The organism is Candidatus Cytomitobacter indipagum (genome assembly GCF_008189285.1).
In the GTDB taxonomy this organism is placed as follows: domain Bacteria; phylum Pseudomonadota; class Alphaproteobacteria; order CAJXXZ01; family 1604HC; genus Cytomitobacter; species Cytomitobacter indipagum.
The window spans coordinates 370,659-382,423 of sequence record NZ_CP043315.1 but is presented as its reverse complement, the minus strand read 5'-3'; the positions used below and the strand labels follow the sequence as shown (position 1 = coordinate 382,423).

Here is an 11,765-nt window from a genome sequence, read left to right as displayed (position 1 = left end):
AATAACAAATAATTGCATATAAAGCACTTGTAACTAATTTGTTTAAATTTTAGTTTAAAACTGATTAATACGGTTAAGAAGACTTGAACTTCCACGGATTTTCATCCACAACGACCTCAACGCTGCGCGTCTACCATTCCGCCATAACCGCTACACATTATAATAGCATAAAAATCACTAGCCCTACAATCCGAGCATAATAAATTTCTATGTAATTATATAAAATAAATACCACTTTATTTTGCAAATATTGCCTTTCAAGAAAAGGTTTTTCATTGCGAAAAAAATGATGCTGTTTAAACTATCCAGGATCTCAAACAAATAAAGAATTTTAATATTTTAGAATTATTGAATTTAGCCATCTTTCTTTTTCAGATGATTTTTACCTATTAATAAACCTTACATGTTTTTCTTAGGCTTTTTAAATAATCCCTTGATTCATTGTTTAGATTATTTAGAGCATTATCTTCTAAACGAAGGTATTTTAGACATTCAATCCTTTAAACAATCCTTTTCAAATGAAGTGATTTTGTTGCCTTGCAGATCAAGCGTTGTCAAACTATTCAATCCTTCAAATGTTCCTTGATCAATTGAAGTGGTTTGATTTAATAGTAGATCAAGTGTTTCTAATCTACTTAATCCTTCAAAAGCTCCTGGTTTAATTTCAGTGATTTGATTGCCTGATAGATCAAGCGTTGTCAAACTATTCAATCCTTCAAAAGCTCCTGGTTTAATTTCAGTGATTTGATTGCCTGATAGATTAAGCTCTGGCAAACTACTTAATCCTTCAAATATTCCCGGTTCAAGCGAAGTGATTTGATTGTATATCAGAACAAGCTCTGTTAGGCTGCTCAATCCTGCAAATGCTCCTGGATCAAGTGAAGCTATTTGATTATTATGCAGATAAATGTTTTCCAAAACACCTAATCCAGAAAATAATCCTGGATCAAGAGAAGTGATTTGATTGGATGAAAGATCAAGTGTTTTTAAATTGATTAACTCTGCAAACATTTCTGGTTCAACTGAAGTGATTTGATTGTTTGATAGATTAAGGCTTGTCAAATTGATTAACCCTGCAAACGCTCTTTTTTTAAGTGAAGTGATTTGATTTGCCCCTAAATCAATTGTTTTTAAACTATCTGATCCAAAAAATACTCCTGGTTCAAGTGAAGTTATTTGATTATTATGCATAATAATACTTTTCAAATTGCTTAGTCCAGAAAATACTCCTGGATCAAGTGAAGCTATTTGATTTTCATACAGATAAATGCTTTCCAAAACACCTAATCCAGAAAATAATCCTGGATCAAGAGAAGTGATTTGATTCTCATGCAGATAAATGCTTTCCAAAACACCTAATCCAGAAAATAATCCTGGATCAAGTGAGGCTATTTGATTGTTATGCATAACAATGCTTTTCAAATTGCTTAGTCCAGAAAATAATCCTGGATCAAGAGAAGTGATTTGATTTTTTGATAAATTAAGACTTATTAAATTATCCAACCCTACAAGCATTCTTAAATCAATTGAAGTGATTTGATTTTCTTTTAAATTAATTTCTTTAACAAAGTATTTAAGCTGTTCTTTCACTTCATCAAAATGTTGAGCAATATAGCATATATCAAAATATTCTATTCCTGCATATGGCGCATACTCCGCTTTTCCAAATTCATCAGCATTAATATGTTTTGCAAGATCATACTTCAATGCATCAAACATATAACGCAAAGAATACTCTTCGCTTGCTGTATAATCTGCATTTTTTGGATCAACTCTGTAAAATTCACTTTTGCTTCTTTCTATCAGGAATGAAACAATGTATTTTGCAATATCTTTATTTGCGATTCCTCTTGACTCTCCGCTCTTCTGCGCCATTCTTTTTCTATATGAGCAAATCATAAATGGAAGCGCGCATATTTTATTAGATGATATAGTTTTTGCTATTAATTCATTCTCTTTTTGCACTTTTTGATATATTGTAATATCTTTGCACATCATATCTATATCTTGCTCATTTAGCATTGCAGCTGCAGATTGAATAAATATAGTTTGCAATAATAATTTATTTATATTCATTTCACACTCTATCATATTTATTTAAACTAACAAATATTTATGCTTTAAAAAGAAGAATAATTGATGCCTTAATACGAAGTATCTTTCAGATTTTTAATTCAATAAATTTTTATGTTAAAATTTATGATATTTATGATATTTTAGAAATTGTATTATTGATTTATCATTTTGGATTTTTAATTGACTTCTATAAATTATTGGTATAATTTCAAAGCATTTTCCCTGAAATCTTTATCTACTTTAACTTCAATAAATAAGCTTCCTTTGCCCCATTTGGTCATTAATTCTGCTCTTGCAGCCGATCCAATCTCTTTAACCATGCTGGCACCTTGACCAATTGCAATTTTCTTATGCCCAACGTTTTGAACAATAATATCTACATGAAGATCCCATGAATTTTCTCTAAAATTCCATTTTCTTGGAACAACAACAAGATGAAAAGGGATTTCTTGATGCAACAAGTAAAATGCTTTTTCTCTAACGTACTCAGCGCCAATCCATTCTTTGGTTAGATTTGTTTTTTCTTTTTCTCCAAACAACCACTCTCCATCTTTAGTTGCTTTAAACATATTGCTCAGCAATACATCTAACCCTATTTTATCATTTGTTGATGTGATAAATACCTCTTGTTTGTATCCCTTATCTTTAATCCATTGAACTGTTTCAAATAAAGCTGGATTTTTAACAGCATCGCATTTATGTATAGTAATAAATAATTTTTTATTGCTTTTTAAAGCTAAATCAAGAAGAATTTCAGTTCCATGTCTTAGTGGCTTGTTCGCATCTATAACTAATAAGATAGCATCAACGCCTTTCAATGCATTATTCAAAGATTCAGTCAAATGAACGCCCCAAAGACCATCTGGTCTTGCAAATCCAGGAGTGTCAACAAAAACTATTTGTGAATTATCTTTAGTTATTGATCCAAATACAGCATTACGAGTTGTGTGAGGCTTAGAGGAAACTATGCTAACTTTATCGTCAAGCCAATGGTTTAATAAGCTAGACTTTCCGACATTAGGTGATCCGATAATTGCAATTTGTGCGACTTTTTTATTCATATTCTCTTACTTTATCATTTAAATGATAAAGTTTGTATGGCATGCTCTGTTATGTTTAAATATCACTTATAATTGCAAAAATGAATAAACATTTATAATTTAATAAATATCTATTAAGATGATATTTCAATATTTGGGAGCATTTTTTTTAGCTCTTCCAAACAATCCTTAGATTTTTCATCTAGAGCATTAGAATTCAAATTAAGTATTTTCAAGTCGCTCAATCCTTCAAATGCTCTTGGTTTAATTTCAGTGATTGAACTTGGTAGATCAAACTTTGTCAAACTACTTAATCCTTCAAATGCTCCTTTTTCAATTGAAGTGATTTGATTCCATGATAGATCAAGCTTTATCAAACTACTCAATCCTTCAAATACTCCTGGTTCAAGTGAAGCAATTTGATTGTCTGATAGATCAAGCTTTATCAAACTACTCAATCCTGCAAATGCTCCTGGTTCAAGTGAAGCAATTTGATTTTCTGATATATCAAGCTTTGTCAAACTACTTAATCCTGCAAATGCTCCTTGTTCAAGTAAAGTGATTTTATTTCTATATAGACTAAGTTCTGTCAAACCACTCAATCCTACAAATGCTCCTGGTTTAATTTCAGTGGTTTGATTTCCTAATAGATAAAGCTCTGTCAAACTACTCAATCCTTCAAATGCTCCTTGTTCAAGTGAAGTGATTTTGTTACGCGATAGCTCAAGATCTATTAAGCTACTCAATCCTGCAAATACTCCTTGTTCAAGTGAAGTGATTTTGTTACGCGATAGCTCAAGATCTATTAAGCTACTCAATCCTGCAAATACTCCTGGTTCAAGTGAAGTGATTTGATTGTCTGGTAGACTAAGCTCTGTCAAACTACTCATACCTCTTTTCATTTTATCATCATGCATAGAAATATACTTCATGCCAAAGTATCCTTTTCTCATAGATATGCCATCATGATCTACGTATTCAAAATTATTAACATCAATGTATTTTGCAAGACAGTATTTCAATGAATCAAATGGATAGCTTAATTTATAATCTTCATTTTCTACATAATATGGATTGCTTGGATCAATTCTATAGAAAAAACCGTTTCCAATTAAGAAAGAAACAATAATATTCATAATGTCTTTATCGATATTATCTTTTAAGTACGATACTTCTTTACCCTTGCTTTTCGCTTTTAGATCAAACATAAAAGAAATAGCAAACTCTCTATTTCCCGATACAATTTCACGATCCTTATCATTCTCTTCTCTAATTTTTTGATATACTTCTATGTCTTCCTTCATCATATCAAGCATTACTTTATCTGGCGCTGCAACAATAGATTGCATGATTATAGTTGATAGCAATAATTTGTTTATATTCATTATGCATTATATCATACTTATTTTGATTTAATGAATATCTATTAAGATGAGATTTCAATATTTGGGAGCATCTTTTTTAGCTCTTCCAAACAATCCTTAGATTGTTCATCTAAAGCATTAGAATTCAAATTAAGTATTTTCAAGTCGCTCAATCCTGCAAATGCTACTTTTTCAAGTGAAGTGATTTGACTTCCTAATAGATTAAGCTTTGTCAAACTACTCAATCCTGCAAATGCTCCTTGTTCAAGTAAAGTGATTTTATTATACGATAGATAAAGCTCTGTTAAGCTGCTCAATCCTGCAAATGCTACTTTTTCAAGTGAAGTGATTTGATTCCATGATAGATCAAGCTTTATCAAACTACTCAATCCTGCAAATACTCTTGGTTCAATTGAAGTGATTTGATTCAATGATAAATCAAGCGTTGTCAAACTACCCAATCCTTCAAATGCTCCTGGTTCAATTGAAGCAATTTGATTTCTATATAGATTAAGCTTTGTCAAACTACTCAATCCTGCAAATGCTCTTGTAATTGAAGTGATTTGATTGTCTGATAGACTAAGCTCTGTCAAACTACTCAATCCTTCAAATGCTCCTGGTTCAAGTGAAGTGATTTGATTGCTTGATAGATTCAGCTTTATCAAACTACTCAATCCTGCAAATACCCCTTGTTCAGGTGAAGTGATTTGATTGTCTGATAGACTAAGCTCTGTCAAACTACTTAATCCTGCAAATATTCCTGGCTCAAGTGAAGTGATTCGATTTCTATATAGATTAAGCGTTGTCAAACTACTCAATCCTGCAAATGCTCCTGGCTTAATTGAAGTGATTTGATTATATGATAGATTAAGCGTTGTCAAACTACTTAATCCTACAAATGCTCCTGGCTTCATTGAAGTGATTTGGCTTTGTGATAGATTAAGCTCTGTAAAACTACTCATACCTCTTTTCATTTCATCATCATGCATAGAAATATACCTTATGCAAAAGTATGCTTTTTCTATAAATCTGCCATCATGATCTACGTATTCAAAATTATTAACATCAATGTACTTTGCAAGATAGTGTTTCAATGAACTTGATGAATCAAATTCATAATTCAAATTATACATGTTTTCAGAATAATATGGATTATCTGGATTAATTTTATAGAAATCTCCTTTTTTTACTAAGAAAGAAACAATAATATTCATAATGTCTTTATTAATATTATCTTTTAAGTACGATGCTTCTTTACCCTTGCTTTTCGCTTTTAGATCAAACATAAAAGAAATAGCAAACTCTCTATTTCCCGATACAATTTCACGATCCTTATCATTCTCTTCTCTAATTTTTTGATATACTTCTATGTCTTCCTTCATCATATCAAGCATTACTTTATCTGGTGCTGAAACCATAGATTGTATGATTATAGTTGATAGTAATAATTTGTTTATATTCATCTTGTATTATATCATATCTATATTAGATTGTTAGAAGGGTATTAAAATTGAATTATTTGTTTAAATGCATCACAAATTAATTGAATTTATGAATTTTGAATCCAATTCTCAAGCCAGTTAATTGTAAAATCAGCTTTTTGAAACTCTTCATCTTCAATTAGTTTGTGAAATAAAGGTAATGTAGTTTTTGGACCTTCTATTATATATTCTTTCAATGCCTGCTTTAAATTGCGTATACACTCTTCTCTATTGCTTCCTTTGACAACTAATTTTGAAATTAAGCTATCGTAATATGGCTGTATTTGATAGCCGTTATATAACATTGTGTCTACTCTAGCATATGGTCCTAATGCTGGAAGGTGGCTTTTCACTAATCCAGGGCTAGGTGTAAATGTGATAGGGTCTTCTGCTGTTATTCTGCATTGCATTGCATGTCCATTTATTTTAATGTCAGATTGTTTTATTTCTAATGGAATTCCAGATGCAACTTTGATTTGTTGTTGAACCAGATCTATTCCAGTTATTTCTTCTGTTATTGTATGCTCTACTTGCAATCTTGTATTCATTTCCATGAAGTATAATTGATTGTCTTGATATAGAAATTCTAAAGTTCCAACTCCTTCATATCCTATGGCAGCTATCATATTAGAGATTTTTTCACCCCATTCTGCTCTTTGTTGATCTGTCAAAACATTTGACGGAGCTTCTTCTAGAACTTTTTGCCTTCTTCTTTGAAGCGAGCATTCTCTTTCAAATAAATGCACAGCCTTTTTGCCATCTGAAAGCACCTGAAATTCTACATGCCTAGGGCGTTCGAAGTATTTTTCGACATATATGCTTCCACCTTTTCCAAATAATGCGCTAGCTTCCTGATCTACTGCTGCAAAGTTGCTGAGAAATTCATCTTCTTTTTTGGCTATTCTTATTCCTTTTCCACCACCACCATTGGAAGCTTTAATGATTACAGGGAACCCTATGCTTTTTGCATAATCTAGCCCATCTTGAGCTGTGGATAATGCTTCTGATCCAGGAATTGTAGTAATTCCGTATTTTTGCATAATTCTTTTGCTTTCTACTTTGTCTCCTAGTAGTTTTATATGCTTAGAAGAGGGCCCAATGAATTTTATATTATGTTGCTCAACTACATGTGCAAATTCTTCGTTTTCAGATAAAAATCCATATCCAGGATGTATTGCATCAGCATCAGATTGCTCTGTTGCTGCAATAATTGATTTGATATTTCTATAGCTTTCATTTGCGTTTGGAGGACCTATGCAAATGCTTTCATCCGCCATCTTAATATGCATTGAATTTTTATCTGCTGTTGAATATACTGCAACAGATTTTATTCCTAAAGATTTGCATGCTCTTATAATTCTTAGAGCAATTTCTCCTCTATTAGCAATTAAAACTTTCTTAATCATGACACCTTCGCTAAGATTTGATCAAATTCAACAGGATCAGCATCGGAAATCAAAATTTCTTCTATTGTTCCTGAAAATGAAGCTTTTACTTCATTCATCACTTTCATTGCTTCAACAATAAATAAAATATCTCCTTCATTAATTTTGGATCCTTTTTTCACAAAAGGAGGGTCTCCAGGCTTAGGGGAGGTGTATATTGTTCCAATCATGGGAGATTTAATTGGTTTAAAATTATCTCCCAGTTTATTTGATATATTATTAGATTGATTAGATGAATTTTGATTATCTTGAGCTTCTGAATTCGCTCCAATCATAGGATTAGAATAAATTACTTGAGGTTGAGTCGCAATATTGTTTTCAGATTTCTGATTTTTTACTGTAACACGAACTTCTCCATCTTTTGATTTTGTATATTCTATTTCGCCTAATTCATTTTCTTTTACAAGACTAACTAAATATTCTATATATTCTTTGTTAAATTCTGTCATGTATGCATTTTAATATTAATCGAAGAAAATTGGAAGAAATCATGTTAATTTATTGTTTTTATTAAATTTATTAAATGGCTTGCTTTAAAACTTCTTAATCAATTTTATGATTATTTTTATTGTGCTTGAAGATTGCAAGAATTGTGTGTGATAAATATATAAATCCAATAAGTAATCCAGCTGCCCATATATATGTAATAGCCAATACTGTTAATGATGCTATTAATGCAAATACAACATTCATTGTTTTGTGATTGATTTGAACTCTATTTAATGCTATTGTCTGAAATTTACTTATCATTCCTAAAGAAACTATAAGCACAGTGAATGCAAAATACGCTGGATGCATTGAAATGCTGAAAACTTTTTCACAAGCAAATGGGAAAAATGCTAATAATCCAGCAGCTGGAGCTGGTATTCCTGTGAAAGATTCATGGTCAGATTCATCGCTAGAAAATCTTGCTAATCTAAATGCCATGCATAATACAAAAAATATACAACATGACCATCCAAAGCTTATCCAATCATTTAATTTATAGAAATATATTGTTAATGCAGGAGCTATAGAGAAACTTAAGAAATCTGCAAGAGAATCTAATGTTTTTCCAAATTCTGACGCACTATTTAAATATCTAGCTATTCTTCCATCAATTCCATCTATGAACATCGCGATTGCTATGCATAATACTGAATATTCTATGTTTTGAGTAAATGAAAAATGTATAGCTTGCATTCCAAGACATATGGAAATAGATGTAACAAAGCTTGGTATGAGGAACATTCTACTGCGAAAAAAATCTTTCACTCTGCGATTTCTATTCTTATGAAAATCATTATTTTTGTTACTTCTAACAGATGTGGGGTTGTTTTTATTTCCTGTCATGTTAGTTATTTCCATTCAAATATTTTACAGAAAATGCAATTGATTGATGCGTATTTTTATTTTTCATTGCTTTCTTTCGTTATTTTTGGCTTGCTAGCTATGATTGTTTCTCCGGCAACTACAGTTTGCTTTCTTTTTATATGAATTATCATATCTCCAGGAAAATAAGTGTCTACTCTGCTTCCAAATTTGATCATTCCATAAGTTGATCCCATTTTTGCATCATCTTTAGTAGAAACATCTGTGACAATTCTTCTTGCTACAAATCCAGCTATTTGAACAACTATGCAATCAATAAATCCTTTGATAAATATGGCTAATCTCTCATTTTTCATATGAGTTTTTTTGCCCCATGCAAATCCAAATCCTCCTTTTTCATATTTCATGTGCATAATTTTTCCGCTAATAGGAAATCTATTAACATGAACGTCAGATAATCTTAGAAATATTCCTATTCTTGTCCAAGATCCATCTTTAAATTCTGGAGAAGATACGTTTCTTTCTATATCAACAACAATTCCATCTGCTGGACTTATAACAATATCGCTTCTATTTGGCACAACCCTATCTGGATCTCTAAAAAACCATATGCAAAAAGCAGTAAATAGCAATCCGCATAATCCTAAATAATAACTGTAATAAAATGAAAATAGCGAAGCAAGAAAAGATATAGCAATTGTGTTGTATCCATCTGACCTTACTTTATCAATAAAAGTTCTTTTAATCATTTTGTATCTTTCTTAGTGATTTTTTTAGAGGGATGTTGATTCATCGCATTTTTCACTATGCTGTTTGTTATAGAAGTTTCGCTTGCAACCATTTTTTGCCCTTCTGAAATAGTAATTTCAATATCTTGAGGCAAATACAGCTCTATTGTTGCTCCTATAAAGCTATTAGCATATGTTTCTCCAATTTTTGCAAATTGATTTTTCTTTACTTTGGATGAAACAACATGAAATATTGTATCTACAGAATGAGATAGAATAAAATCTATATCTCCATTAATGATCCAAGATATTTTTTCATTTTGCTTGTAGATATAGCGATCTCTAGAATCTCCAGGAGTGTAGATTATTTCTTCTACTTCTCCACTCATTGGCATTCTATTTGCATGGATATCTAGTATTCCATTTAAAATAGTTATTTTATTCCATTTATTGTTTTGATATTTATCAGATAGATTGAATTTTACATTATTTTCAATGGATAAAACAATTCCATCACATGGTGATAATACTGCATTTGGATTGGTAATAATTCTATTTTCATCTCTGAATAAAATTAAAAGCCCTACTGATAGCAGTGTGATAAATTTACCTAAAACAAAGCTTAAAGCTATAACTAGTATAAGAACTTTAGCTATTTTGATTCCATCTTGGCTCAGTTTAAACATATAATATATTCATACCATATATGACAAGTAAATCAAACTGCTGCGTTTAAATTTTTGCTGTATACATCATGATGCTTTTGGCCAAATCTATTCCTGTTTTTGTTAACAAAACTGGCGATAAAATAAGAAATATCATAAATACAACAAGTGATATTAATGTTACTAAAAATAAAGAAAACAAAAGCATGTTGTATGTATATTTAATTAACCCTTTCGGTTCATATTTATAGATAACTTTTAAAGCTAAAATTCCCATTATTATAATCGCAAAAAACATAACTCCATTGTTATATCTAATAAATTAAATAATTGCAAACAAATTTGAATATTTTATGATTTTATAATTACAACGCTTCGTATTTTATTGTGATGATCTGTTGTAAATTTCAATTAAATTGCTTAAAAATTCTTTATTCTTTGCTTTGATTGAGCTTTCGCTATCTTTTGATTCCAGAGATTGGATAATAGAATTTTGAAAATTTTCCAACAAAATAACAAATTGCTCTCTGAATTTAGATACAATTGCGCTTTCTTGAACAGATTGTAGTTTTAAATAAGCATTCTTTAACTGTTTTTCTGCTGTTTTCTTTAGCTCTATTCCGCTAGTGTATGTTTCAACTGCTTGATCTAATGGCATAGATCCACTTTCAAGTTTTGTTGTTATTTGCTCTAATTTCATAATAATTTCTTCAAAGCTCATATTGCTGATATTATTTTCATTGTTCATAAAGAAATTCTCCTACCTTCCATAGTAGTTCATTTTTTTGTCCGTGTAACCTTCCGAGAACAAAAAATAAATCAGATAGTCGATTGATATATTGCCCAACATGCTGTGATTCTGGCTGTGATTCTGATTCTGAATTTGCTTGGTTTATGTATTGCCAAAATATAGTTTCTGATCTTCTAATGATGCATCTTGTAATATGTATATAACTTGATAGCATAGATCCTCCAGGAAAAACAAAATTATTTGCATTTTTCAGATTTTTGAAAAATAAATTGCTTTGCTCTTCTATGTATAAATGGTACTTTTCATCAATTGTTATGTTTCCTCCGCTCATATATCCTCCTATATTTAGAAGTTGATTTTGTATGTTTAGAAGAAGCTTTGTTAGATTTAGATCAGAAAAGTTTTTTTCATTTATATGACTTAAAATTAAACCAATATTTGAATTTATTTCATCAAGAGCTCCAATAAAACATATTAGAGGGCTATATTTTGCAAGCCTTTTGTTCATGATTGAAGTTTTTCCTTTGTCTCCAGATTTAGTAATGTAAGGGCAGTTCATATTACATTTTTATCAAATTTGATGATTGATAGCAATTTGTGTTTTTGGATGAATGGTATTTTTATAATTTGAAATTGCTGCTGATTTTATAATTAATTTAAGATTTTAATAAAATCCATGAAATTAATATTGCAGGAATCATTGGCACTTCATTTTTCTTTGTGAATTTCTTGTAAATTAATCCTATGAGTAGATTTATTATCCCTATGTACAGCATAAAATAAGGAAGTCTATCTATTGTTATGTCTGATCCAGATATTATGAGCATAAAAATATCCCCTAGCTGTATGTATGTTTTTTTGCTCAATATCGAGATTACATAAATTAAAGATATAAAGGATATTG

General features: G+C 30.4%; 13 protein-coding genes and 1 tRNA gene. 1 reads left to right on the top strand and 13 read right to left on the bottom strand.

What is annotated here, in order from left to right:
- Positions 1–68: 68 nt before the first annotated feature.
- The 10 genes from FZC35_RS01615 to FZC35_RS01570 all read right to left on the bottom strand — a co-directional run bounded on the left by FZC35_RS01615 (position 69) and on the right by FZC35_RS01570 (position 10,131).
- Positions 69–151, bottom strand: a tRNA-Leu gene (locus FZC35_RS01615).
- Positions 152–492: 341 nt separating this feature from the next.
- Positions 493–2,076, bottom strand: coding sequence for a leucine-rich repeat domain-containing protein (locus FZC35_RS01610; RefSeq protein WP_172619015.1), 1,584 nt, complete (start codon positions 2,074–2,076; stop codon positions 493–495).
- Positions 2,077–2,270: 194 nt separating this feature from the next.
- A complete protein-coding gene (gene era / locus FZC35_RS01605; protein ID WP_148980914.1) occupies positions 2,271–3,137 on the bottom strand; it encodes a GTPase Era in 867 nt (288 codons plus the stop codon).
- Positions 3,138–3,250: 113 nt separating this feature from the next.
- Complete coding sequence (locus FZC35_RS01600) at positions 3,251–4,501, bottom strand: leucine-rich repeat domain-containing protein (protein WP_148980913.1); 1,251 nt, start codon at positions 4,499–4,501, stop codon at positions 3,251–3,253.
- Between the two features lie 41 nt (positions 4,502–4,542).
- Positions 4,543–5,943 (bottom strand): leucine-rich repeat domain-containing protein, encoded by a 1,401-nt coding sequence (locus FZC35_RS01595; RefSeq protein ID WP_148980912.1) that lies wholly within the window; start codon positions 5,941–5,943, stop codon positions 4,543–4,545.
- 86 nt (positions 5,944–6,029) lie between these two features.
- On the bottom strand, positions 6,030–7,367 hold the full coding sequence (locus tag FZC35_RS01590; RefSeq protein WP_148980911.1) for an acetyl-CoA carboxylase biotin carboxylase subunit: 1,338 nt from the start codon (positions 7,365–7,367) through the stop codon (positions 6,030–6,032).
- Positions 7,364–7,855, bottom strand: coding sequence for an acetyl-CoA carboxylase biotin carboxyl carrier protein (gene accB / locus FZC35_RS01585; RefSeq protein ID WP_148980910.1), 492 nt, complete (start codon positions 7,853–7,855; stop codon positions 7,364–7,366). Before accB ends, FZC35_RS01590 begins: the two co-directional genes overlap by 4 nt.
- Positions 7,856–7,949: 94 nt before the next feature.
- Positions 7,950–8,753 (bottom strand): CDP-diacylglycerol--serine O-phosphatidyltransferase, encoded by an 804-nt coding sequence (pssA, locus tag FZC35_RS01580; protein WP_148980909.1) that lies wholly within the window; start codon positions 8,751–8,753, stop codon positions 7,950–7,952.
- A 41-nt stretch (positions 8,754–8,794) separates the two neighbouring features.
- Complete coding sequence (locus tag FZC35_RS01575) at positions 8,795–9,466, bottom strand: phosphatidylserine decarboxylase (protein WP_148980908.1); 672 nt, start codon at positions 9,464–9,466, stop codon at positions 8,795–8,797.
- On the bottom strand, positions 9,463–10,131 hold the full coding sequence (locus tag FZC35_RS01570; protein WP_148980907.1) for a phosphatidylserine decarboxylase: 669 nt from the start codon (positions 10,129–10,131) through the stop codon (positions 9,463–9,465). The genes FZC35_RS01575 and FZC35_RS01570 overlap by 4 nt, the downstream gene beginning before the upstream one ends.
- Positions 10,132–10,199: 68 nt before the next feature.
- Between FZC35_RS01570 and FZC35_RS02885 the strand changes: the two genes are divergently transcribed.
- A complete protein-coding gene (locus FZC35_RS02885; protein ID WP_216362637.1) occupies positions 10,200–10,361 on the top strand; it encodes a hypothetical protein in 162 nt (53 codons plus the stop codon).
- A gap of 131 nt (positions 10,362–10,492) precedes the next feature.
- Here FZC35_RS02885 and xseB read toward each other — a convergent pair whose 3' ends face one another.
- From xseB to FZC35_RS01555, 3 genes are all read right to left on the bottom strand, one after another.
- Positions 10,493–10,858, bottom strand: coding sequence for an exodeoxyribonuclease VII small subunit (gene xseB, locus FZC35_RS01565; RefSeq protein WP_148980906.1), 366 nt, complete (start codon positions 10,856–10,858; stop codon positions 10,493–10,495).
- The gene (locus tag FZC35_RS01560) at positions 10,848–11,420 is read right to left on the bottom strand and encodes a cob(I)yrinic acid a,c-diamide adenosyltransferase (protein WP_148980905.1); all 573 of its coding nucleotides are present in this window, start codon (positions 11,418–11,420) and stop codon (positions 10,848–10,850) included. The genes xseB and FZC35_RS01560 overlap by 11 nt, the downstream gene beginning before the upstream one ends.
- 97 nt (positions 11,421–11,517) lie before the next feature.
- Positions 11,518–11,727, bottom strand: a complete 210-nt coding sequence (locus tag FZC35_RS01555; RefSeq protein WP_148980904.1) for a hypothetical protein — start codon at positions 11,725–11,727, stop codon at positions 11,518–11,520.
- Between the last annotated feature and the right edge of the window lie 38 nt (positions 11,728–11,765).

What these genes read in the sequence shown, in the direction of transcription:
- FZC35_RS01560 (WP_148980905.1), bottom strand. Translation starts at nt 11,420, where the DNA reads ATGAACTGCCCTTACATTACTAAATCTGGAGACAAAGGAAAAACTTCA.
- pssA (WP_148980909.1), bottom strand. Translation starts at nt 8,753, where the DNA reads ATGGAAATAACTAACATGACAGGAAATAAAAACAACCCCACATCTGTT.
- FZC35_RS01600 (WP_148980913.1), bottom strand. Translation starts at nt 4,501, where the DNA reads ATGAATATAAACAAATTATTGCTATCAACTATAATCATGCAATCTATT.
- FZC35_RS01610 (WP_172619015.1), bottom strand. Translation starts at nt 2,076, where the DNA reads ATGAATATAAATAAATTATTATTGCAAACTATATTTATTCAATCTGCA.
- FZC35_RS02885 (WP_216362637.1), top strand. Translation starts at nt 10,200, where the DNA reads ATGATGCTTTTGGCCAAATCTATTCCTGTTTTTGTTAACAAAACTGGC.
- FZC35_RS01595 (WP_148980912.1), bottom strand. Translation starts at nt 5,943, where the DNA reads ATGAATATAAACAAATTATTACTATCAACTATAATCATACAATCTATG.
- FZC35_RS01570 (WP_148980907.1), bottom strand. Translation starts at nt 10,131, where the DNA reads ATGTTTAAACTGAGCCAAGATGGAATCAAAATAGCTAAAGTTCTTATA.
- xseB (WP_148980906.1), bottom strand. Translation starts at nt 10,858, where the DNA reads ATGAACAATGAAAATAATATCAGCAATATGAGCTTTGAAGAAATTATT.
- FZC35_RS01590 (WP_148980911.1), bottom strand. Translation starts at nt 7,367, where the DNA reads ATGATTAAGAAAGTTTTAATTGCTAATAGAGGAGAAATTGCTCTAAGA.
- era (WP_148980914.1), bottom strand. Translation starts at nt 3,137, where the DNA reads ATGAATAAAAAAGTCGCACAAATTGCAATTATCGGATCACCTAATGTC.
- FZC35_RS01575 (WP_148980908.1), bottom strand. Translation starts at nt 9,466, where the DNA reads ATGATTAAAAGAACTTTTATTGATAAAGTAAGGTCAGATGGATACAAC.
- accB (WP_148980910.1), bottom strand. Translation starts at nt 7,855, where the DNA reads ATGACAGAATTTAACAAAGAATATATAGAATATTTAGTTAGTCTTGTA.